This window comes from Capnocytophaga sp. HP1101, assembly GCF_054772415.1.
Genome location: NZ_BPUU01000009.1, coordinates 152,717 through 177,647, shown reverse-complemented (window position 1 = coordinate 177,647; position 24,931 = coordinate 152,717). Strand labels below are relative to the sequence as shown.

Genomic DNA, 24,931 nt, shown 5'->3' with positions numbered 1-24,931 from the left:
TTTATTAATCTAGAGCGTTAATTGTTAGGATAATTCCTTTATTTCCTTCTTTGTAAATCTTGTAATCAACAGTTCCTGATGATTGAATCCAAAGCATATTCACTGTTATACTATCTTTATACAATTGATATTTAATCTTTAAATATTCACCTTTAGTAAATACTGTATCTTTTTTAGGTAATTTCTTTAACAAATCTTCATCTTTTTCAACTGCTCTAAGAGAATCATATAAGGCAGTAAAATTTATAACATTAGGGTATTCGCATATAGTACTGAATGTGAAATTATTGTAGTTAGCAATATCTTTACAATTCTTACTCTTTTCATTGACTTTTTCTTTTATTTGAGAGAATACTCCACAGAATGTTTCAAAATCGTATTGATCTAACAAAGAGGTATCAAACTTTAGTTCTTTAGGATTATCGGGACCTGAAGATATATCATAAAGTTTTCTCTCAGTAACATTTAATCGCAACCAACCCATAGGCATTCGCTTGCTATCTCCATCGGTTGGGAGGTATACACACATAGTAATATTATCTAACTCTGCACTATCTATCCAGATGTAACAATCTGCAATAGATACTTTAGCGAAACGCATAAAGTTCGAAGAACGCATCACTTTTGTAAGCCATTCTTCACAAGAAAGTTGTTGTTTTTGAGAAATGGTATCAGAAACAATAGCAGTCTGCTCCTCTTCCGAAGGTTCTTCTTTAGACTTTTGTTTGCAAGAAGAAATTAGCAGGACACAGCATAAGAAGATAAAATAATTAGTTATGTTCTTCATATACACATTATTCTTTTCGGTAAATAGGATAAATAGGTTTATCTTCATCATTAGATTCATTTCCTAAAACGCTATCAAAGAAATTCCAATTAAAGAAAGAATCAGGAGCTTGAGGTTCTAAGGTTTCTAACAAATAGTGTTTAGCAGGTTGCGCTATCTCTATAAGATAATCGCCTTTGTAAAGTTGTAGTTTTTCTTTCTGAGGGCTCACTTGTGTTTGGTAATGCAAATAATGCCCCTCAAACGGATAGGTATAAGTCTTAAAACTCTCAATGCGATAAGATGTTACATCCATCAGTGTATCTTTCTCTATTTCTGTTATTGCTATACCGTTAGCTTTTAGGCGGTCAATTACTCTTTGCCATACTTTAGGAACAATATAACTTTGAGGAATACTCACGCTCTGCAGAGGTTTAAAATGATTATAAAGAGGTTTTTCATCTGCTTTTACATATTGAGTAGAATCTATTTCCCATTCTAATGTGTATTCTTTCTGTGAGCTATTAGCTTCTTCTTGCTTAATTTTCACCTGCTTGATATACTGATTATCCGCATCGACTATTTCTACAAGGGTCTTCATCATTTCATAATTGGCTTCTACACGTTGCTTATAAGGCTTTTGCCCATTGGTATTGATACGGATACTCATACAATCCCATAGGCTCACATAACCAGTAGCATATCGAGGAGTATCGGGATGAGGAGCTAAGGTTAGTTGCTTAAAAGGTGCCCTCAAACTATCACTTTGGAAAGGGAGTTGCCTTTTCTCTAACTGCTCAGAGAGGCGAGGCAATAAAGCATCGCGTACATACCCTCCTGTAAAGACACCTAACTTCTCAATTTGTGAAGTAGAATAGCTCAACACATAAGGAGCATTAGCCACATCAGTTACGTGGTTATCAATAAAGATATCTGGCTGTACTTCTTGGAATATTTTAGCAAACGATAAAGTATTCTCTACATCGGCTTTTACAAAATCGCAGTTCAAATTGTAGTTTGCTTCACTGTTTTTCTTACCTGTGAGCATTCCGCCTATATTGTACACAGGTATGGTTACCACTATTACATTTTCAGAAAGCTTAATTTCATTCTGCGCCAAATTGCGAAAGAGCAACATAGTAGCGTCCACTCCATCAGGTTCGTTACCGTGAATAGCGTTATTGATAAATACTATGGTTCTTTCTTTGCGGTATTTAGAGAGATTAAACTCGGCATCAGGACTGTAGATTACCAAGTGCAACGGCTGACCACTATCGGTCTCTCCCATTGTTTTAAAGGAAATAGACGCAAATTCTTTAGATAAATCTTTGTAATAATCTATTACCTCCTCATACGATGAGCTCTTGGTACCATCGGTTTGCTCAAAGGGGGTTTGGTAGTTTTCTCTTGGTGAGAAGAAAGGAGTATCACAGCTGGCTAAAACCACAGCTAATATTATGTATGTAATATATTTCATTTTTATCATATATTCAGTGTTTACTTTTTTGTGTCAGACACCCAATAGAATCTTCCATATTTCTCATTAGGAAGTACCTTAACAAGCCATTTGACGTGAGTAAATTGTCCCGTATGATTTAAAATAGCAATTCCGTCAGCCAGTAAATGGTCAGGATTATCATTTTCATCTAAATCATAATCAAAAACAGAAACCTTCATATTTTCTTTTAACTCTATTTCATTGTCTTCTGAATCTTTTACAGTATCTACTCTTGAGAGAAAATACATATCATCAAAAGGAGTATTAAAGTCTATCCATATTCTTGGCTTATCTAATACAGAAACATCATACAGAATATCTTGTGGTATCGATACGATTGTTCCGTCTTGTTTTTTATAAGAAAATATCTTCGCCATTTTATTGCTAATTGATAGACCTTATTCCTTTGTCAAACAAACTTACTTTATAGCCTAATGAACGAGCATCATTGGCACTATAGGCTACACAAAAATCACCTGCTAAACCACAAAATACGAGTTCTGTGATTCCTTTATCTTGCAGGAAGCCGTGTAAACCTGTGTTGTTCTGTTTATTATTATCAAAAAAAGCACTATAGCTATCCACTTCGGGGTTCATTCCTTTGCGGAAGATGGCTGCAATGGGGCGGATATCTAAATCTTTATGCAGCTCAGCTCCAAAAGTACTTTGCACACAGTGGTCAGGCCACAGTATTTGGTCGATACCATTGAGCTGTATAACCTCAAATGGCTTTTTACCTGAATGCTGAGAAGCAAAACTTTTGTGATTGGCAGGGTGCCAATCTTGTGTTGCGACAATAAGGTCATACCCTTGCGTCATTTCGGCATTGACAAAGGGAATGATTTGGTCACCTTCGGGTACTGGGAGCGCACCTGAGGGCATAAAATCGTTTTGGACATCTATAATTACAAGTGCTTTCATAGTAACTCTTTTTCTAAATATAGCTATTCGATTAGCAAAATAAATGAAGCTTATACAAAGCTTATAGGAACCTTATAGGATAAACGAACAATGAGTGGCTCATCAACGGCTCTACATCGGCTCATCAGCGAATAAAACCTCCCCCTATCCCCCTCCAAAGGGGGAATTGTAGCGACGCAAAGACGAACAAAGAACGAACAAAAGACGAACAAAAGACGAACAAAAGACGGTACGAGCCGCACAGGCAGATGAACAATAAACGAACAATGAACGAACAATGAACGAACAATGAGTGGCTCATCATCGGCTCTACATCGGCTCATCAGCGAATAAAACCTCCCCCTATCCCCCTCCAAAGGGGGAATTGTAGCGACGCAAAGACGAACAAAAGACGAACAAAAGACGAACAAAAGACGAACAATGAACGAACAATGAACGAACAAATGATACAGTAAAGCTATTGTTATATTAGAGATAAAAAGTGCTTTACTTTATGCTTTTTACATTTTTATCAATTTTCTTACCCTTTAGCTTTTGTGGCAAAGGTACAGCTTTTTTGAATATTATTGCTATCTTTGCCGAAAAAATATTTTACCGATGCACTTTTTATCAGAAGATTTAGAGATTTACGCCAATGAACATACTGACAACGAACCTCTTTTACTACAAGAACTCAGTAGGCGCACTCACCTTACCGTATTGCAACCAAGGATGATTAGTGGTCATTTGCAAGGGCGCTTCCTCAGTTTGCTTTCTAAATTGATACAGCCCAAAACTATTTTGGAAATAGGCACTTATACGGGCTATGCTACTTTGTGTTTAGCAGAAGGCATACAGCCTAATGGGATATTGCATACTATCGATATCAAAGAGGAGCTTACCGACTTGCAAAGAGAGTTTTTTGACCGCAGTGGTTACGGGGCACAAATCGTGCAACATTTGGGTAAGGCTACGGATATTATTCCTACACTCAACACAACTTTTGACCTTGTTTTTATTGATGCTGACAAGCAAAACTACACTCATTACTTTGACTTAGTGATAGAAAAAATGAACAAAGGAGGTATTATTCTCTCAGATAATGTGCTGTGGAGTGGTAAAGTGGTACAAGAAGTTAAGCCTTCGGATAAACATACCCAAGCCTTAATGGCTTACAATCAGAAACTGAAGGACGACCCACGCGTGGAGACTGTGCTACTACCCATACGGGACGGCATTACCATATCAAGAGTAAAATAAATAAATCATTATTTTTTCTATTGTCATTTACTAATTATTTTATACCTTTGTACCTGTTTTAAAATCCAATTTATTGAATGAAAATATTCTTAGCAACCATATTTTTGATACTTAGCAGCCCTCTTCTGCGTGCACAAGATACTATCCACAAAAAGGATTTGAAAGTGGGATTAGTGCTCAGTGGCGGAGGTGCGAAGGGGTTAGCTCATATAGGTGTGCTAAAAGTATTGGAAGAAGCAGGAGTGCGTATTGATTACATCGGGGGCACGAGTATGGGGGCTATGGTAGGTGCTATGTATGCAGCAGGCTACTCAGCGAATGAGTTGGACTCTATTTTTCGTCAGTTAGACTTTGATAAACTGCTACAAGACAAGGTTTCACGGCGAGCAAAATCATTGCACGAGCGCTATATATACGATAGGTATGCGGTGGCATTGCCTTTCAACAATTTTAAAGTAGGGTTGCCACGTGCGGTATCAAAAGGACAAAACATCTACAACGAGTTTGTAAAACTACTCTATCCGGTGAATGAAATTTATGATTTTTCGCAATTACCGATTCCTTTTTTATGCGTTGCAACGGATATAGAAACAGGTAAAGGCGTAGTTCTTGAGAACGGTTTCTTGCCTCAAGCGATACAAGCGAGCGGTTCGTTTCCTTCGCTATTCGATTTGGTAGAAATAGACGGCAAATGGCTTACTGATGGAGGAATTGCCGATAATTACCCTGTAGACGAAGTGAAAAAGAAGGGAATGGATATCATCATAGGGGTAGACGTACAGAGTCCGCTGGCAAAACGGGAGGATATCAACTCTTTTTTGAGTATTTTTTCACAGATTACTACCTTCCCGATGGTAGACAATATGCCAGAAAAAGTAAAAGAGACCGATGTTTACATCAAGCCTGATATAGAGGGATTCAATGTTATTTCGTTTGACAAAGGGGAGACAATTATTAACAATGGCAAAATAGCTGCAGAACACTTTTTACCACGCTTGCGTGAAATAGCGGCTCAACAAATACATACAGAGGAAAGAGAGCGGATAGAAAAAATAGATTCTTTTTACTTAAAGGACGTCCATTTTCACAATAACGAACACTTTACGCGTAGCTATTTGCGTGGTAAGTTGCATTTGAAATATTTAAACCGTAAAATTTCGTTCGACCAACTAAACGACGGAATAGATAATCTGATGGCTACTAACAACTTTCATTCTATCAATCATCAAATTAGGCATACTTTTGAGGGAGAACATATAGACTTTTTTTTAAGAGAGAATCCGCAACGCACTTTTTTGAAATTTGGTATTCATTACGATAATCTGCTCAAAACAGGGTTCTTGATGAACTATACTCGGAACTATTTCTTACAGAGTAGTGATTTTCTTTCGCTCGACCTAATTGTGGGAGATAATATACGCTATCAGTTTGATTACTTTGTGGATAAAGGGTTTTACATCAGCTACGGATTACGGTCTAAGTTTGTGCAATTCGACCGTAAACTGAACACAAGGCGTTTGGCTAACTATCGCATAGAGCAATCGGAGCTCAACCGAATGGACGTAGAGGCTTACGATTGGGTAAATCAGCTATATTTACAAACGCTTTTAGGGAATGGATTTGTATTTGGATTAGGAGCAGAACACCGGAAAATACAGTTTGATACTGAGCGGGTGCTTTTAATAAGTTCATCGCCCTCTTATTCAGAAAAGAATCATTTTGGCAGTTTGTATTCCTATTTAAAATACGATAGCTTTAACAACACCTTTTTCCCCAGTAGGGGTGTTTACTTCAATACACAGTTTAATTTTTATGTTCTTGCCTCAAACATTTCAGATTTTAATAAATTTACGACAGGTAAGGCAGAGCTCTCATTTGCTTTCCCGATACTACCCAAGTTAAGTGCACGAATAGGATTAGAAGGAGGTGTAACCATAGGAGGTTCTAATGTTTACTCGTTAGATTTCTTTTTAGGAGGCTATAACAAGAATGTATTTGCTAACTACTCGCCTTTTTACGGCTATGATTTCTTGAGCATAGGTGCTAAAAACTACTTAAAATCAGAACTGACTATAGATATCCAGCCGTTTAAAAAACAACACTTACTACTACTTGCCAACATTGCTAAAGCTGATAACAATCTTTTTGAGAGTTTTCAATGGCAAAAATACCCTGATTATTCGGGCTATGGCATAGGATATAGTATTGAGAGTTTTTTAGGTCCTATAGAACTGAAATGTACTTACTCTCCTGAAATACGGCAAGCAATATGGCTGTTCAATATCGGCTACTGGTTTTGATTAGATAAAAGGTAAAAGGTAAAAGGTAAAAAGTTGTAGCGACAAACAACTGATAACAAACAACTGATAACAAACAACTGATAACAAACAACTGATAACAAACAACTGATAACTAATAACTAATAACTAATAACTAATATAATGAAAATAACAGAGTTAGAACCAAAACAGTTATGGGCGAACTTTGCGAGCTTGAATGCCGTGCCTCGTCCATCAAAAAAAGAAGAGAGAGTCATTGCTTTTATGGTGGCTTTCGGTAAAAATTTAGGTCTTGATACCTATCAAGATGAAACGGGCAACGTAATCATCAAAAAGCCCGCTACAGCAGGAATGGAAAACCGCAAAACGGTGGTACTCCAATCACACCTTGATATGGTACACCAGAAGAACAACGACACTGTGTTTGATTTCAGTAGTGAAGGAATCAAAATGCTGGTAGATGGTGACTGGGTGCGTGCTGATGGTACTACTTTGGGGGCTGATAACGGTATTGGGGTAGCGAGCATTATGACGATACTTCAAAGTAAAGATATCCCCCACCCTACCCTCGAAGCACTCTTCACTATTGATGAAGAAACCGGAATGACAGGGGCTAAAGGACTTAAAGGCGGATTGCTCTCTGGGGCTTATTTGCTTAACTTAGACACCGAAGAGGACGATGAAATAGATATAGGGTGCGCTGGTGGTGTAGATGTATCGGCTTTTAGAGAGTACGATGTAGTGGAGACTCCCGTAAATTCAGTAGCTTATACGCTTACAGTAAAAGGCTTGCACGGCGGACATAGTGGTATGGATATCCATAAAGGCTATGCCAACGCCAATAAACTGATGAACCGCATCTTGTTTACTTGTACTGAGAAATTTGGATTGCACATTGCAAGCGTAGATGGAGGCGGTTTACGCAATGCGATTCCGAGAGAAAGCGTAGCGGTGGTAACTATTGATAAAAACGACGAAGTGGCTTTTAAAAAAGAGGTAGCTACGCTCACTCAAGCTATCCAACACGAGTATTCAGTAACCGAACCTACACTTACCGTATTACTTGAACCTACTGCGGTACCTGAAAGTGTAATGGAAGCAGAAGAGCAAGAAGACGTATTGCGCGCTCTTTATGCAGCTTTTAACGGTGTGTACAAAATGAGTCAGACAATAACTGACCTTGTAGAGACCAGCAACAACGTGGCAAGAGTAATCATTAAAGACGGCGAGATAAACGTGTACTGTCTTACTCGTTCAGCTTCCGAAACATCTAAGTATGACTTAGCTGATACGATTCGCACAGCCTTTGAGTTGGCTGGTTTTGAAGTGGAATACACGGGTAGTTACCCTGGTTGGGAACCAAAAGTGGATGCTGAAATCTTGAAGATTGTAAAAGCACAGTACGAAACACTTTTTGGTGAAACACCTAATGTAGTGGCTTGCCACGCAGGATTAGAGTGTGGTATTTTAGGCACTAATTACCCTGAAATGGAGATGGTAAGCTTTGGACCTACTATCAAAGGAGCTCATTCGCCTGCTGAAAGAGTAAATATAGCTTCTGTACAGAAGTTTTGGAAATTTTTGTTAGCCATATTAGAGCATATTCCTAACAAATAAAGGGAGAGATACAATTATTTATACAAAAAAGGAAAAGCTATCAATTAGATAGCTTTTCCTTTTTGAAATATTATAAATTAACAGCATTACTTATTTAAGGCTTCCCACCATATCTTCTGGGCGAACCCATTTATCGAAGTCCTCAGGAGTAACATAACCTAATCTAACAGCTTCTTCTTTTAAGGTAGTGCCATTACGGTGTGCTGTTTGAGCAATTTCGGCAGCTTTGTAATAGCCTATCTTAGTATTAAGAGCTGTAACGAGCATTAGCGAATTATCTACCAATTCTTTGATGCGTTTGTAATTAGGTTCTATACCACTTGCACAATGTTCTTCAAATGACACACAAACATCTCCTAACAACTCAGCTGACCTAAGAAAATTAGAAGCCATTAGCGGTTTAAACACATTCAATTCATAATGACCTTGAGTACCTCCTATTGAAATAGCTACATCATTACCCATTACTTGAGCGGCTACCATTGTCATTGCTTCGCATTGAGTAGGGTTTACTTTACCAGGCATAATAGAGCTACCAGGTTCGTTGGCAGGAATCAAAATTTCGCCAATACCAGAGCGAGGACCTGAAGCCATCATACGAATATCATTGGCAATCTTATTGAGAGATACTGCCAATTGTTTAAGAGCACCGTGACTTTCAACGATTGCATCGTGAGAAGCTAACGCTTCAAACTTATTAGGAGCAGTGATGAAAGGTAGTCCAGTAAATTTAGCAATGTATTCAGCTACTTTCACGTCGTAACCTTTGGGGGTGTTCAATCCTGTACCTACGGCAGTACCTCCCAAAGCAAGTTCTGATAGGTGAGCCAAAGTGTTTTTAAGGGCACGCAAACCGTGGTCTAATTGAGCTACATAGCCAGAAAGTTCTTGACCTAAAGTAAGTGGAGTAGCGTCCATAAGGTGAGTACGACCTATTTTTACTACATCTTTAAAAGCTTCGGATTTAGCAGCAAGCGTATCGCGCAATTTTTGAACACCAGGAATAGTTTTCTCAACTACCATTTTGTAACAAGCAATATGCATACCAGTAGGGAAAGTATCGTTAGACGATTGTGATTTGTTCACATCGTCATTAGCTTTTAGTACGGGATCGCCTTCACCTATTTGTTTGCCAGCTAACACTTGTGCACGGTTAGCAATCACTTCGTTCACATTCATATTAGATTGAGTACCTGAACCTGTTTGCCAAATTACTAATGGGAACTGGTCGTCAAGTTTACCCTCGAGAATCTCATCGCAAACTTGAGCAATAGCATCGCGTTTTTCAGCTGAAAGCACACCTAAATCAAAATTGGCATAAGCAGCAGCTTTTTTAAGGTAAGCAAAGCCACGGATAATTTCAATCGGCATAGAAGCGGGTGTACCGATTTTGAAGTTGTTGCGAGAACGTTCAGTTTGTGCCCCCCAATATTTATCGGCAGGGACTTTCACTTCACCCAAAGTGTCTTTTTCAATTCTATAACTCATTTTGTTTGTATTAGTTGAAATAATTTTTCTTTTAAAAACGCTACAAAGATACGTTGTATTTTCTAATTATTAAAATTTTTCTAAGAGTTTTTTGATATCACTGTTTCCTCTTAAGAAAAAGATTTAGCAGCAGGAAAAATATATAACAATTCCAAATGAAATAAAAAACTCACCTTACTTACTCATATAAAACCATATATCAGAATTTTTAGTACTTGAAAACGAATAGTAATTACCAGCTTCAGCTACTATATAAGGACCATTTTGAGCTATGTATCTGTAAAGAGCAGTAACCTCGTCAAAGAACTGAATTTGGTTTCGATAGTACCCTTCCAAATAGTCGGGGTGTGCTAAGCGGTCTTTGAGGTATATTTGCACTTGATTAGGCTGATTGGGTACGCCTACAAATTCTACTTCGTAGTAAGTATAAGCACCTCCATTATAGCCAGCCGAATAAGGGACAAATTTATTGAATACGGTGGCACTTCTTTGGTCGTTGCCTTTTAAGGCTTGTATAGTCAAATCCTTATCGCGGTTCAAATCGTAAAAAGAGTAATTATTGGCAATAGCGGTAGCCACCCTGTTGTAGAGATTTAATAGACCATCACACACATAACCGGAATCGAACGTAATAGTTTTAGCCTCATCAGTAATGGTAATGGGTGAAGCGACAAACTCAGTTGTAAAAGTGTCATCGGGGGTTACTAAAGCCGTTTTAGCCTCATTGATATAGAATTCGCTAAAGGTAACGCCGTTAATAGTTACCGGCTCGTAAAACTTAATACCTCTTTCAGTCATTACAAAAGCCTGTTGCTGGTGTTGGTGGTCGCCATAAATAAACGTGAGCTGGTGATAGCTAGGAAATAAGTACAAATCTACATTCGTACCATTCACGCTGATAGACGAGAGTCCTTTTCCTGCTAATGTTTCAGTATTCTCAGCCAATTTGTTCAAATAAGTTTCACGGTCGCCTTGCAATCGGGTGAGAGTTGCGGTGTTGTTAGTCGTACGGCCGCGCAAGGTGTACACCCCGTTCTCTTCATTTACGATGATGTACTCGGTTTCACCTCCACGCGCATTGGGAAATAAACCTGATACAAAGCGGAAATGGTGCAACACGCTATTGTAAGTATCAAAACTAATGGTAGGCCCTTCAGTAACCGAATAAGTGAAAAAAGAATCAACCTCATCGTTATTGCCGTTCACTTCAGAAGAAGCTGTTACCTTGCCATCTTTGAGTTTGACCACGAAATTATACCCTCCCACGCTTCTATGCGCTCTGGGAAATTCTCTGTCTGTTTTGTAAATTTCGGGATAAAATGGATATACCCAATAGCCCGCACGGTACACTTCAGGATAAATAGTGAGTACCCAATAGGTATCGGTTTCTTCAAAAGCCTTTTTATAGGTGTTAAGGGTAGCAACTGTTCTATCGGAAGCTTTTTGGTCAAAAGTAACATCATCAGTATACTTACAAGCCGTAAGCAAGATGAATAGTAATATAAAGACAGTGTATTTTTTCATTTGTTAGTTGTTTAGTTTAGTGAAATCAATAGGAGTTACAGGGGTACCGTCAAAAGTTTTGCCTGCTACATAAGGGTAGCGACTGCGAATTTCGGCGCGCAACTCATCTAAATTGATATGCCATTCATCGATGAGATATTTCTTCATAATGGCCATTTTCTGTTCTATCTTCTGTTTGCCAGTGTACTGCTCAGTAGGGCGTATTTTCACATCGGCTTGCTTGAGCACTTCCTCCCACACACTGGTTGATTCATAGGCTATACCTTGACTATCGGTAAGCGACCCGTAGTTAGAGAATTTAGCTTTCCAAGCGTTGTACAAACTATCGTCAAAGCCATCGCCATCGGTATCCAAAGTGGCATTAGTAGTAGCGCAATTACAATCTAACGAAGCGTTGTAGTATACTATATAACGCGCCAAGAGTTCTACAAAATCCTCATCGTGGTCATAGCTGGAATAAGCGGTGATAAATCCCGCAGGTAGATAATCTTTGGCATAGATATCCCACTCATTACCCCAGCGGTCTTTTTTATAATCGGCTGCTGAAATTTTTTCATAGTCGGTGGTGTAGAATCGCGCTTGATGCCAAGTATGAGCATTCTCGTGGTAAAGAGTTGCTAAAAGGTTTTCATTCAGCCAATAGATATTGTTGCGCTCAATATGGTTGATTTCGGTAAGGTGAATTTTCACCCCCGCACTTGCCAAGCCTACCAATTTTGACCCTGAGGGGTTAAAAGCAGGTTCGCCAATGAGAATGAGCGTATTGAACGAGTGTTCTTTCATAAAGGTGCGCGAGGTCATCTTTACGTAAGGTTCGATAAACAGATAGTTGAAAATGTTAGCAAATTCAATCGCCTTGTCGTAACGTGTAGGGGTGTACGTATAAGTACGATCGATTTCGCGTTCCAAGAAACGATATAATATCTGGATATTATAAGGTTGCGCAAAGTTGCGGTCTAAAAATTTATCTAAGTCGTTTTGAGGGTTCAGCACTTGAGTGCCTTCGCCGTTTTGGATAATCACACTCTCATCGGAGAGCTGATCGTCGTTCTCGCAGCCTAAGAACAAGAGGGCTGCACACAGGAGGTATAACGTCTTTTTCATTTGCTTTTATTTTATCGAGGGTTAGGAGTCATTTGCTTACCTATGACAGCATCGGGGAGCTGTATAGTGCGTTTCAAATCATCTGGAGGCAAAATAGCTTCCACTCGTGATTGATTTCTATTGATATTGTCGTTTTGATAACGCGCTACTTCTATATTGTAGCGCCTTACATCTTGCCAGCGCAAGCCTTCGCCTAAGGTGAGCACACGCCTGCATTGCAACACATAGTGCAATAGGGGTTCTTGCACGCCATCGGCAGTGATGGTGAACGAAGGGTTTAATTTTTTCTTTTGGGTAGCTCCGCTATTTGTGCTTTGGGAGTAAGCCATTGCGTTGTAGAAATCTACTGCTTGTTGCTGGGTAACGGTATTGCTACTGGTATAGCCGTTAATCTCTTTTACTTGAATAAAGTTGGAAGTAAACATATTCAGGTCGGTCAAAGCACTGGCGTATTGTGTCAAGTGTATTTTAGCTTCAGCTCGCACCAAAAGGGTTTCATCGGTAGTGAAAGGCACCATAATTGTACGAGTGGTGTTACTGCCTTCTTTGAAAGTAGGGAACTTGCCAAAAATCACTGCATCACGACGGTTATCGGATACTTCAAACGGACTAAACCAATAAAATTCATAACCATACGGACTTCTACCGCTTCTGCCTGAAGGATCCCACAAATTTTGGGTAGCCAAAGTTTCGTTGCGCACCAAGCGGTGGTTGTGAATGAAGCGGTGGGCATAAGTAACAGTAAAATAATTGGTAGAAATAAGTGAATACACAGGAATCAATAGCAGATTGGCATCTACATCGTCGCGAGTGTAGTGAATAGCAAATTTTTCTATATCACTACCACCTGTTTTGGTAGCATCTCTAAATTCTCGCCAATTGCGCAAGAGGTTACGAGTAGTGGCATCGTTGGTAGTGAGGACTACATTGGCAGCATCTAAAGCCTTTTGCCATTGCTGGTAATACAAGTAAAAACGCGCTGCAAACGCATAAGCCGCACGGCGATTAAAATGGTATTTAGGCATCTCGTAATGGCTATCCCTTATTAGTGGTAAACCTTGTTGCAGGTCTGCATCAATTTGCTGATACACTTGAGCAACCGTTCCCCTGCTATAGCGACCGTCCAACTCAGTTTCGGGATGTAGCATATAAGGGATTCCCAAATCACTGCTGCTAGTGGTAGGGTTGTAAGGTTTGGAGAAGAGGTTTACCAAGTTAAAATGTGCATAAGCACGAGCTACTAAGGCTTCCCCTTTGCTGGGACGCATCTCTTCGGTATCTCCTAAATTTTGGATAGCCTCCAAAGCTGTATTTGCTTGGTTAATAGCTTTGTAGTGGCTCGTCCAAATCTCTCTGAGCCCATCGTAATCGCCATATTCTTGGATTACATTCCAATAAGCACTTTCATTGGCTAAGAAAGTGAAATTAGTAACTACGGTACCTATATCATCAATATTATCAGACGAAAGTTCGCTGATAAGAGCGGTACTCGCGGTAGGGTAAGCATTGGTTACTACCCTTTTCACTTTTTCGGGGGTATCAATGCGCACCTGGTTATCGGGTAACTCGTCAAGCAGACTGTTGCAAGAGGTGAAACAGAGTGCATATATAAATAAGGTGTAATATATTTTTTTCATCGTTTTGAGTTTTAAATTAAAAACCTACGCGCAAGGTAAAGATGAGGCGTTTGGGTTGTATAGGGGTATAGCCATTGGCTAAGAAATCGGGATCATCACCATTGAGGCGCTTATCGGCGTAAAGCAAAGCGAGATTAGTACCTTGCAATCGCACACTCAGCTGTTTCAAACGCGTTTTGCGCAAGAAATCTCTATCAAAAGTATAACCTAAAGATATTTCTTTGAGGCGGATATTATCCCCTTTAGCGATGCGCACATCAGAATAATCATAAGTGTAATACGCTTGAGCTAAATTAGCAGCTCCACCGTAAAGTTCATACATATAAGTAGTGAAAAGCACAGGAATATTCGTTTTCTGCTCATCGCCTAAGTACTGCCAACGGTTGTTGAGTTCGCGAGGTGCCACTTTGTAGTCACTATACGCTTCGGTAATCTTGCGCAAACGCACCACATTGCCGTAAGAATAGGTAAAGACAATACCCAATGAAAGTCCTTTATAGGAAAATGAATTGCTAAAGCTACCTTTATCGGTGGGGACAAGCGTACCTGAGTACTTTAAGAAATTGACATTGCGGTTGTCAAAACGAATACCACTGATAGTCGTATTGCCATTGGAGTCTAAGAAAGTAGGTAAGCCGCGGTCGTTCAATCCGTTAAAAGGAATTGAGAAAATAGATTTAAGAGGAAAGCCCGCTTTGGCAAATCCTCCTGAAGATTTCGCATCGGTAGAATAGCCTATCATATCGCGGATAGTAGGATTGGTAAGCAATTCAGTCACTTCATTAGTAGAACGAGAATAGATGAATGAAGTGCGCCAGGTGAAATCTTTGAGTTTTACATTTACGGTTTCTAAGCCAAGTTCTACTCCGCGAATGCGCATTTCGGCCATATTTCCTTTTTTGGTAATCACACCGCCTACCCCTTGGGTAACAATATCGCCGATAAGGTCATAACTACGGCGGTTGAACCATTCGGCTGAAATATTGATGCGATTATTAAAAAGCCCCAATTGAGTTCCTAAGTTGAGTTCTTGGTTCTTTTCATAAGTAAAGTCGTGATTTGCAACGTTCTTAATATCGAGACCTATCTCGCGTTGTCCTGAATTACGCCAAGGCAAATCAGTGTAAATTTGAGAGAGTGAGTTGGTTACCGAAGGAGAAATTGCAGTTACCCCAAACGAAGCTTTGAACGAAAGGTTAGAAAGTGGTTTGAGTTTGGCAAAGAACGCCTCTTGGGCTACATTCCACGAAACGCCTACGTTCCAAGTGGGCATCCAGCGAATATAACGAGATTCAGCAAACTTATTGGAAGCATCATAACGCAAAGTACCGTTCAGTGTATATCTATTTTTAAAGGTATAAGTAGCATTCCCAAAGAACGCCTGATTGTTGTTCACCGTATTATTAATGGTGTAATAGCTATCGGATTGTTCTTGCAAATATTTGAAGAATAGATAAGAGAAATAACTGGAATAGCCTGAATCGTACAGCACCCCATAGTTGCGGTTCACATCATCAGTATTTTTAGTATTGTCCATCTCTACCCCTGCGAAGAGTTCTACTGTGTGCAAGCCATTTTTAAAGGAATCATTATAGCGAAGAGTCGCACGCACATTGTTACCCATAGCCGTTCTGTCGCGTTTGCTACGCACCCCTCCTGCCGGCAAAATAATGGTAGGCAAGTCATAAGGATCATTAGGATCGTCGTACAAACGGGGGTTGTATTGTCGTACTAAGGAGTTAGGCATCGCTCTGAAGGACATTGCGTAATTAGAGTTTTCTCGGTATTCAGTATTCTGGATATTAGAGCGATAGCGAATAGCCCCCATTAGGGTGGCTTCTATTTTAGGAGTAATTTTCCAATTGAATTGCGCTTGCAAGCGAAGAGTTGCAATATCGGTATCGCGATAGGCATTATCGATTTCGTTGAAGATATTGTAATGCGCATAGTTAGTGGTGTAGTATTGTTTAGGGTCTAACACGCGCGATTGCTCTACCGCATAGTCATACACATCTTGTATAGGAGCTTTTTGATTGCGATAAGCGAGGTCGGTAATTACATTGAGGCGCAACTTAGGAGATAGATTGTAGTTGGCATTCAAGTTACCCGTGTACTGAGTGAGATTATTGCCCTTTGCCCAACCTGGGTCGGATAGTACGCTCAGTGAAGCGTAGTAAGTAGATTTTTCGCCTCCTGAAGAAAAAGAAACTGTGTGGTTCTGCATTATGCTGGTTTGAAACAGCTGGTTGAACCAGTTTGTGTTGCGGCGTTCAGCAGCTTGCATATATGCCAATCGACCTTGTTCGGTATTAGGCACTACCGAATTGCCGTTCTTGTCTAACTCGCAAAAAAGCTCGTACATTCGGCCTATAAGCCCTTTGTTGCGGGCGATAGTTTGCGTTTCCGACTTGTAATGGCCACCTTGAATCAGTTCTTGGATGATAGACATTTGCTCCTGCGAGTTCATAATATTATACTCGCCATAGGTAGGAATAAATCGGAAAGTAGACTCATTGGTATAGGTAAAGCTACTACTGCCCGCTGTACCGCGTTTAGTAGTTACTACCACCACTCCCCCGATAGCACGCTCGCCATAGATAGCTGTAGCCGAAGCGTCACGGAGTACCCTAAAGCTCTCAATGCTCTCGGCAGTAAGTCCAGGAATAGCCGATGCGATGAGCAATTTAGCATCGTCGGAAACCTAATACCCGTGGAGAAACTTCTATTTCCGGAAATACCAAACCGCTATGGGTGCTCAATGGGGTGATTTTAGAGGAAGAAATCGACTTAAAGCCAAGTGATTAGTATTCATAGGAGCTTGAGCTGCTGTAGTAGTTTGAGTAGTAGTGCCTGTGAGTGTGCTATTAGCATTAGGCAAAGGCAGTTGCGTTTGTGCTAACGTCCATTGCCCTATTGCCACAAAAACACACGACAAGAATAGTGATTTTAAATTTAGTTTGTTCATATTCATTTTTGTGGTATGAGGTCGCAAATATAGAACATTAAACGGAATAATGCAAATATTTTTTTTTATGGTTAATGATTAGTGGTTAATGGTTAATAATTTAAAGCGAGCTTATACAAAGCTTATAGGAAGCTTATAGGAAGCTTATACGATAAACGAACAATGAGTGGCTCTATATCAGCTCTATATCGGCTCTATATCGGCTCTACATCGGCTCTACATCGGCTCTATAGCGAAGGAAAGGCGAAGGAAACCTCCCCCTAACCCCTTCCAAAGGGGGAATTGTAGCGGTGCGAGCCACACGGGCAATTAATGAATAAATGAGGGAAAGATGAAGCTATGATGATTGTAAGAAAGCATTTTTATTGTATTATGATATGAATAAAATATAACTATTAATTAGATTAAAATATTGGTAAATCAATTAATTAACAAATTGAGACATTTTTTTTTCGCAGTTCGTAATTATTTTACTACTTTTGCACAAATTTTTTAGATTATGAATTTCGATGTAAAGGAGATTGTCTCTGCTACTATGGTACTCTTTGCGGTAGTGGATATCATTGGGAGTGTGCCTATCATTATCAATCTGCGTAAAAAAGTAGGACGTATACAATCCGAAAAAACTGCTATTGTAGCGGGTGTGTTGCTTGTTTTGTTCTTATTTATTGGCAAACAATTACTGAATTTGTTTGGAGTAAGTGTTGAGGCATTTGCTGTGGCAGGTTCATTTATCTTATTTTTCCTTGCCTTAGAAATGATATTAGGGATTACTCTCTACAAAGGGACTACTCCTGAAACTGCCTCTATTGTTCCTTTAGCATTCCCTATGGTGGCAGGAGCAGGAGCTCTGACTACTGTACTCTCGCTCAGGGCTAAATTTTACGTAGAAAATATTATAGTGGCAATACTTATCAATATGATTATTGTGTATGTAGTGCTGAAATCTTCAGAGAAAATAGAAAAGTTCTTAGGCAAACAAGGTATTACTGTAATTCACAACCTTTTTGGGGTTATTCTTTTGGCTATTGCGGTAAACTTGTTTACTACTAATATTAGAGCGATGTTATTTGGGCAATGATGAGTCTTTGGTTGAATAATTTATTGATTATAAACATCCCCCTACCCCCTTCAAAGGGGGAAATATGACGCAAAAGTGATAGTGTGCTGTAAATCAAATATCATTATTTTTCAAATCTTGATTCATATTACTAACATCTAACACTAAAAAATGATAACTTATAACTTATAACTAACAATTGAACAAAATGATAAACAAAGAAGATAATTTCTTTCTCTTAGCGGGACCTTGTGCTATAGAAGGAGAAGATATGGCGATGAGAATTGCTGAACGTATAGTAAATATCACTCAAAAACTGAATATACCTTATACTTTTAAAGGAAGTTTTAAGAAAGCCAATAGGAGTCGTGTAGATTCGTTTACGGGCATAGGTGACGAAAAGGCACTTAAAATACTTCAAAAAGTGGGACAAACTTTTGGCGTACCTACGGTAACGGATATTCATCAGGTGAGTGATGCTGCGATGGCGGCTGAGTATGTGGATGTGCTACAAATCCCAGCTTTCTTAGTACGCCAGACCGATTTGGTGGTGGCAGCTGCTAAGACGGGTAAGGTGGTAAACCTCAAAAAAGGTCAGTTTATGAGTCCTGAGAGTATGCAATTTGCGGTGCAAAAGGTATTTGATAGCGGTAATAAAAAAGCGTTAATCACAGACCGAGGTACGATGTTCGGTTATCAAGACCTGATAGTAGATTTCCGTGGAATACCTACGATGCGGGAGTTTGCCCCTGTGGTAATGGATGTTACGCACTCGTTGCAACAGCCTAACCAGAGTAGTGGGGTAACAGGCGGTCGCCCGGATATGATTGAAACTATTGCCCGCGCTGCTATTGTAAACAATGCAGATGGACTGTTTATAGAAACCCACTTTGATCCAGCTAATGCGAAAAGTGATGGCGCAAATATGTTGCACCTCGACCTTCTTGAGGGTCTTTTAACGCGTTTGGTTGCCATTCGCAAAACAATAAACGAATTTTAATGAACTATACTGAAGCGCTCTCCAATCCTATTTTTAAACTTATCAGTGATATTTCAGCTGAAATACCACTTGAAAGTTACGTAATTGGAGGGTTTGTACGTGATTATTTATTAGAAAAAAAACTCCCTAAGGACATTGATGTAGTATCGATTGGCAGTGGCATTTCTTTGGCAGAAAAGGTAGCTGAGCGATTGCCAGACAACCCTAAAGTATCGATATTTAAGAACTTTGGTACGGCTATGATTAAAGCTGATGGTTTGGATATTGAGTTTGTAGGGGCACGACGTGAGAGTTATGAGGCTAACTCGCGCAAACCGTATGTGGAGAGTGGTACGCTACAAGACGACCAAAACCGCAGAGATTTTACAATCAATGCAATGGCTTTCTCACTGAATAAAGAGAATTTTGGAGAGCTTATCGACCCTTTTGACGGCTTAGGCGACTTAGAACGCAAACTCATTCGTACACCTTTAGACCCTGATATTACATATTCGGACGACCCGCTACGTATGATGCGTGCTATTAGGTTTGCTACGCAACTGAATTTTCAGATTGAAAAGCAGTCGCTCAAAGCTATTACCGATAATAAAGAGCGGTTAAAAATTATTTCCAACGAGCGTATCGTAGAAGAACTCAACAAAATACTTGCCTCTCCTAAGCCCTCTATTGGACTTAAATTACTGTACGAAACAGGCTTGCTACCCTATATTCTTCCAGAACTTATCGCCTTGCAAGGAGTAGAGGAACACGACGGACAACGCCATAAGGATAACTTCTGGCATACTTTAGAAGTGGTAGATAATATATCAGAAAACACCGATAACCTCTGGTTGCGGTGGGCTGCACTCTTACACGATATAGGGAAAGCACCAACCAAGCGCTTCGATAAGAAGATAGGTTGGACATTTCACGGGCACGAGTTTGTGGGGAGCAAGATGGTGTACCACCTGTTCAAACGTTTGCGTATGCCACTGAACGACAAGATGAAGTACGTGCAAAAAATCGTTAAGATGAGTTCACGCCCTATTATCATTGCTGATGATATCGTTACTGATTCAGCCGTACGCCGTTTGGTATTTGATGCTGGAGAGGAGTTTGAAGACCTAATGACGCTGTGTGAAGCAGATATTACTACTAAAAACCCTAAGAAATACAAAAAGTATCACGACAATTTTCAGATAGTACGGCAAAAGGTGGTAGAAGTAGAAGAAAAAGACCATATTCGCAATTTTCAACCCCCAGTGAGCGGTGAAGAAATAATGCAAACGTTTAACCTACCTCCGTCGCGACCTGTAGGGGTGCTGAAAGAAGCAATAAAAGAAGCGATTTTAGAGGGTAAAATCCCTAATGAATACGAGGCAGCCAAAGCATTTATGATGGAGAAAGCAAAGAAGATGAAGTTGATTTAAAGGTGTGAGCTACACAAGCCGTGTGAGCCACACAGGCGATTAATTTAGTAATGAGATTGTGGTTTTTGATATTATTATTGTTGATGAATCCGCTTTTGATGAGGGGGCAGGAAGTGACACGCATCAGAGGAAAGGTATTCTACAATAATGTGCCCATAGAAAGCGTACACATTGAGAACATAGACAACCAGCACTATACTATTACCGATGCAGAAGGGTCGTTTACCATAGAAGCACAGAAAGGACATACCCTAAAAGCTACCTATGTGGGTAAAAAAACAGCTTACCACACCCTTACGCAGGTAGATTTACAGAAATTAATCGTCTTAAAAATAGCTGATATTACCATCGCCTTAGATGAAGTGAGTGTGACTGAAAAGCCCAAGATTACAGCACAGAGTTTAGGAATTTTGCAACATACCCCTAAAGAACGCACTTGGGAAGAAAAGCGCGAATATGCCAATGTGGATATTCTTCAAATAGACAAGCTCACCCTTTACAAGTTATTGGTGGGAAATGTGAGTTTTAACTTTAATGCAATCATCAACCACCTGAGCGGAAAAGCGAAGATTATCAAAAAGCAAGTAGTAAATGAAAAGAACCTAAAGGTAGCGCATTACATAGTGAATGAGATGAGCAATTACCTCAAAAATGAACATCACTTAACGGAAGAAGAAATAGGGACTTTGGCTTTTTATGTAATGGAGAAACCAGAAGTCCATAGGCTTGTAGAACGAAAAGACAACAAGCAATTAGAATTTATGTTGTACGAATGTTTAAATGAAATGCGAATTACACAGACAAGTAATTAGTAAATTTGCCAATTGAAAATTTTGCTAATTAAAAAATAATTCGTACCTTTGCTAACGAAAAACAACGCTGATAAAATAATAAGAGTCAGCCTCTATATAAATTTAATTTTATGAAAAGTATTGAAACAGCAAAAATGTGGCTTTCTGACACTTTTGATGCAGAAACACGTAGCAAGGTTCAAGCACTCATCGACGGGAATCCCGATGAGCTCAATGAAGCCTTTCACAAGAACTTAGAGTTCGGTACAGGCGGTATGCGCGGTATTATGGGCATCGGTACGAACCGTATTAACAAATACACTTTGGGAAAAAACACCCAAGGATTGAGCAATTACCTCAAAAAGTGCTTCCCTAACAAAGAAATTAAAGTGGCTATTGCTCACGACTGTAGGAACAACTCTAAAAAGTTTGCCAAAGTAGTAGCCGATGTGTTTGCTGCCAATGGCATTAAGGTGTATCTTTTCTCCGACCTACGCCCTACCCCTGAACTATCGTTCACAGTGCGTTATTTAGGTTGCCAAGCAGGTATCGTGCTCACCGCCTCACACAACCCACCAGAATACAACGGTTATAAAGTGTATTGGCAAGACGGTGGACAAACCGTACCACCTGAAGACGGCGACATTATGAAAGCTATTGAAGCACTTGACTTCAAAGATATCAAATTCAACGCCGATGAAAGCCTCATTCACTACATCGACAAGGATTTGGACAATACTTTTGCCGAAGCTTCTATCAAGCACGGTGACTTCAACGCTCCTGAAAAGGACAAACTCAAAATCGTATTTACCTCTTTGCACGGAACTTCTATCACTATGGTACCAGAAGTGCTCAAACGCGCGGGCTTTACCAATGTACATATCGTGGAAGAACAAGCCGTTCCCGACGGTAATTTCCCTACCGTGAAATCACCTAACCCCGAAGAGCCTGAAGCGCTTACTATCGCCCTTAAAAAAGCAGACGAGATAGGCGCTGATATTGTAATAGGTACTGACCCCGATTGCGACCGTATCGGTATTGCGGTACGCGACCTTCACGGCAAAATGGTACTGCTCAACGGTAACCAAACGATGGTAATGATGACCGATTTCCTTTTGGAACAACAAAGCAAAAAAGGCTTCAAAGGCAACGAGTTCGTAGCGTCAACTATCGTGTCTACCCCTATGGTTCACGCGATTGCCAATGCTTACAAAGTGCAGTACAAAGAAGGCTTAACAGGCTTTAAATGGATTGCCAAAATGATCAAAGATTTCCCTAAACTCACCTTTGTAGGTGGTGGTGAAGAAAGTTTTGGCTATATGGTAGGTGATTTTGTACGCGATAAAGATGCGGTTACCGCCACCCTTTTGGCTTGCGAGATTGCAGCATTTGCCAAAGCAAAAGGTAGTTCCTTCTACAAAGAATTGTTACACGCTTACACTAAATACGGTTTTTACAAAGAATACCTCATTTCTTTAGTGAAGAAAGGTATTTCGGGCTCAGAAGAGATTGCCCAAATGATGAAAGACTTGCGCGAAAATCCGTTGAAGGAAATTAACGGAGAAAAAGTGAGCTTGATTTGTGATTACCAATCGTCTAAGGCATTTCACCCTCTAACAGGCAAAACCGAAGAGATTGATGTACCTAAATCAAATGTGCTTATCTACCATACCGATAAAGGTACCCGCGTGGCAGCACGTCCCAGCGGTACAGAACCTAAGATTAAGTTTTATTTCAGTGTAAACACTCCTTTGAGCAGTATTGACACTTTTGAGGAAACTCAGAAGGTTTTGGATAGCAAAATCCGAAAGATTGTAGAAGAATTAAAATTGAAATAAGAAATACAAGTATATAGATGTTAAAAAATATTCCCTTTTTATAGAGGGAATATTTTTTATGCTTGAAAACAAAATAAAAAACTTCCCTTCCCAAAACAATAGGAAGGGAAGTTTGAGGTTTCCCCCATTATAAAAAAATCAATGCTTCTTGAGGAAACGATTTAGCCTTTAGTGTTTTCATATCCTGGGGTTTGTTTTACCTCTTTATCGTGAGACATTACCCCAGTATCAATAGGCCATAAAACCTTGTATGCTTCAGTAGCTCTATTTAATATAGGTACTACGTTACCATTTATTGTACCATAGCTTGCTGTTGTTGAGAAAACAAGAGGTTCTCCGCTCGCATCTTGTAAGCGACGGACATCAAACCAACGCTTAAATTCAGCTACGAATTCTTTATCTCTTTCGTGTAAGATAGCAAGCTCTCCATCGGCAAAAGTCGTATGAGTATAAGCTACTGCAGTAGAATAATTAGAACCATAGGCACGTTGCCTTATTTGATTGATATACTGTGCAGGATCGCCACCTTCTTTATTTACGATTTCAGCATACATTAACAATACATCAGCATAGCGATAAATAGGAATATCACTTGAAAATACACGAGTACCTGCTGAGTTAATAAAGCCTAAGTATTTGCTTAAAGAAAGTCCTCTACCTTGTGTTTTTGCCGCATTGGAATAATAGGACAAAAAGGTAACATCTCTACGAGTATCTTGAGCATCATATGATTGGAATAGCTCAAATTTATACTCATTGAACAAGAATCCTGAACCTATCCTTAATGGGTCGTTATTAGGGAAAGGATTACCGTTCTCATCATATTTACCTACAAAACTAGAAGGGTAGTACAAAAATGAACTAAAAGGTGTACTTGCTTCGTTTTCTAAGTAAGCTACTGTAAATATAATTTCTCTGTTTTCCTTATTATTATGAGCAAATACATCAGCGAAATTAGATAGTAAGGCAAATTGTCCTGAAGACATCACAATATCTAAAGCTGCTTTGGCTGTAGCTAAATCAGATGCACCAGGAGCTTGGTCACCTGTAGTTACTTTAGCTGACCACAGATAAGCTTCAGCCTTCAACATCAAAGTAGCGTAATAAGACCACTGAGAGCGTTCAAAATTGCTTTGTCTTCCAGAAGCTGTAAAGTGATTTTCGGAAGCACTAATATCACTCTTGATAAAATCTAAGGTTGCTCTTGGTGTACTACGAGCTGTATAGAGAGGATCAGCAGTTTTAGGTGCTTCCTCCAAAATTTTTATATCTGTATTAATAGGAACTCCTCCATAAGTACGATACAACCAAAAGTAATACCAAGCACGCAAACCATAGGCCTGCCCTAAATAATAATTTTTATTAGTCTCACTTAAAAAAGAAGCTTCTCCAATACGAATAATGGCCTCATTAAGATTCAATATCCGTCCGTAAAGATCAAACCAAGAACTATTATTAGGATATTGTTCTGAAAATGTCTGAGATTTTTCTCTAGTATAATATAGATTTTGATCCATTGAAGAAGTACCGCTGGGGATTTGAGTCCCACCTCGCACTTCTCCCATCAGCCAATAATCAAAAACGTGCCCACGAAACTGACTATGAGCTCCTAAAATAGCTCCTCGTACTTGTGCTTCATTCTTCCAAAAATTTCCACTACCATTGTAGTCTTCAGGTGGAAGATCTAAGCTACTACAAGCCGTAATACCTAAAAGACCTATTGTTATTGATATATAGTTTAATATTTTCATTTTCTACTGTATTAAAAAGTTATATTAAGTCCTAAAATTAAAGT

Annotated in this window: 18 protein-coding genes and 1 pseudogene; 8 read left to right on the top strand and 11 right to left on the bottom strand. The window is 39.5% G+C overall.

The features are described 5' to 3' along the window. Positions 1-4 precede the first annotated feature (4 nt). The 4 genes from RCZ04_RS06790 to pncA are packed head-to-tail and all read right to left on the bottom strand — an operon-like array spanning position 5 to position 3,185. Positions 5-787, bottom strand: a complete 783-nt coding sequence (locus RCZ04_RS06790) for a hypothetical protein (RefSeq protein WP_460485241.1) — start codon at positions 785-787, stop codon at positions 5-7. Between the two features lie 7 nt (positions 788-794). Continuing rightward, the gene (locus RCZ04_RS06785) at positions 795-2,252 is read right to left on the bottom strand and encodes a M14 family metallopeptidase (protein WP_460485239.1); all 1,458 of its coding nucleotides are present in this window, start codon (positions 2,250-2,252) and stop codon (positions 795-797) included. 11 nt (positions 2,253-2,263) lie between these two features. Continuing rightward, positions 2,264-2,641 carry a hypothetical protein gene (locus RCZ04_RS06780; protein ID WP_460485238.1) on the bottom strand — a complete coding sequence of 126 codons (378 nt, stop codon included), beginning with the start codon at positions 2,639-2,641 and terminating at the stop codon, positions 2,264-2,266. A 7-nt stretch (positions 2,642-2,648) separates the two neighbouring features. Continuing rightward, complete coding sequence (gene pncA, locus RCZ04_RS06775) at positions 2,649-3,185, bottom strand: nicotinamidase (protein ID WP_460485237.1); 537 nt, start codon at positions 3,183-3,185, stop codon at positions 2,649-2,651. 597 nt (positions 3,186-3,782) lie between these two features. On the opposite strand from pncA, the gene RCZ04_RS06770 reads away from it, so the two are divergent. The 3 genes from RCZ04_RS06770 to RCZ04_RS06760 all read left to right on the top strand — a co-directional run bounded on the left by RCZ04_RS06770 (position 3,783) and on the right by RCZ04_RS06760 (position 8,320). Beyond that, positions 3,783-4,424, top strand: a complete 642-nt coding sequence (locus RCZ04_RS06770) for an O-methyltransferase (RefSeq protein ID WP_460485235.1) — start codon at positions 3,783-3,785, stop codon at positions 4,422-4,424. 77 nt (positions 4,425-4,501) lie between these two features. Continuing rightward, entirely contained in the window at positions 4,502-6,724 is a 2,223-nt protein-coding gene (locus RCZ04_RS06765; protein WP_460485233.1) for a patatin-like phospholipase family protein, read from the top strand. A gap of 141 nt (positions 6,725-6,865) precedes the next feature. After that, positions 6,866-8,320: an aminoacyl-histidine dipeptidase gene (locus RCZ04_RS06760; protein WP_460485232.1), complete on the top strand. Its 1,455-nt coding sequence runs from the start codon at positions 6,866-6,868 to the stop codon at positions 8,318-8,320. Between the two features lie 90 nt (positions 8,321-8,410). On the opposite strand, the gene fumC is transcribed toward RCZ04_RS06760, so the two are convergent. The 6 genes and pseudogenes from fumC to RCZ04_RS06730 form a co-directional block, all read right to left on the bottom strand. Continuing rightward, a complete protein-coding gene (fumC, locus tag RCZ04_RS06755) occupies positions 8,411-9,808 on the bottom strand; it encodes a class II fumarate hydratase (protein WP_460485231.1) in 1,398 nt (465 codons plus the stop codon). Between the two features lie 174 nt (positions 9,809-9,982). Further along, a complete protein-coding gene (locus tag RCZ04_RS06750) occupies positions 9,983-11,332 on the bottom strand; it encodes a DUF4302 domain-containing protein (RefSeq protein ID WP_460485230.1) in 1,350 nt (449 codons plus the stop codon). Positions 11,333-11,335: 3 nt separating this feature from the next. Beyond that, a complete protein-coding gene (locus RCZ04_RS06745) occupies positions 11,336-12,436 on the bottom strand; it encodes a zinc-binding metallopeptidase (protein ID WP_460485228.1) in 1,101 nt (366 codons plus the stop codon). An 11-nt stretch (positions 12,437-12,447) separates the two neighbouring features. After that, positions 12,448-14,073 carry a RagB/SusD family nutrient uptake outer membrane protein gene (locus RCZ04_RS06740; protein ID WP_460485226.1) on the bottom strand — a complete coding sequence of 542 codons (1,626 nt, stop codon included), beginning with the start codon at positions 14,071-14,073 and terminating at the stop codon, positions 12,448-12,450. A 16-nt stretch (positions 14,074-14,089) separates the two neighbouring features. Beyond that, positions 14,090-16,784, bottom strand: a pseudogene (locus RCZ04_RS06735) (SusC/RagA family TonB-linked outer membrane protein); the annotation flags it as partial. 44 nt (positions 16,785-16,828) lie between these two features. Continuing rightward, positions 16,829-17,038: a hypothetical protein gene (locus RCZ04_RS06730; protein WP_460485224.1), complete on the bottom strand. Its 210-nt coding sequence runs from the start codon at positions 17,036-17,038 to the stop codon at positions 16,829-16,831. A 499-nt stretch (positions 17,039-17,537) separates the two neighbouring features. On the opposite strand from RCZ04_RS06730, the gene RCZ04_RS06725 reads away from it, so the two are divergent. The 5 genes from RCZ04_RS06725 (at position 17,538) to RCZ04_RS06705 (ending at position 23,136) form a co-directional block, all read left to right on the top strand. Then, entirely contained in the window at positions 17,538-18,119 is a 582-nt protein-coding gene (locus RCZ04_RS06725) for a MarC family protein (protein WP_460485223.1), read from the top strand. Between the two features lie 187 nt (positions 18,120-18,306). Further along, positions 18,307-19,098, top strand: a complete 792-nt coding sequence (gene kdsA, locus RCZ04_RS06720) for a 3-deoxy-8-phosphooctulonate synthase (protein WP_460485222.1) — start codon at positions 18,307-18,309, stop codon at positions 19,096-19,098. Then, positions 19,098-20,507: a CCA tRNA nucleotidyltransferase gene (locus RCZ04_RS06715; protein ID WP_460485221.1), complete on the top strand. Its 1,410-nt coding sequence runs from the start codon at positions 19,098-19,100 to the stop codon at positions 20,505-20,507. The genes kdsA and RCZ04_RS06715 overlap by 1 nt, the downstream gene beginning before the upstream one ends. A gap of 50 nt (positions 20,508-20,557) precedes the next feature. Next, positions 20,558-21,319, top strand: coding sequence for a carboxypeptidase-like regulatory domain-containing protein (locus RCZ04_RS06710; RefSeq protein ID WP_460485220.1), 762 nt, complete (start codon positions 20,558-20,560; stop codon positions 21,317-21,319). A 110-nt stretch (positions 21,320-21,429) separates the two neighbouring features. Then, positions 21,430-23,136 (top strand): phospho-sugar mutase, encoded by a 1,707-nt coding sequence (locus RCZ04_RS06705; RefSeq protein WP_460485219.1) that lies wholly within the window; start codon positions 21,430-21,432, stop codon positions 23,134-23,136. 161 nt (positions 23,137-23,297) lie between these two features. Here RCZ04_RS06705 and RCZ04_RS06700 read toward each other — a convergent pair whose 3' ends face one another. Further along, positions 23,298-24,887, bottom strand: a complete 1,590-nt coding sequence (locus tag RCZ04_RS06700; RefSeq protein ID WP_460485218.1) for a RagB/SusD family nutrient uptake outer membrane protein — start codon at positions 24,885-24,887, stop codon at positions 23,298-23,300. Positions 24,888-24,931: the final 44 nt, after the last annotated feature.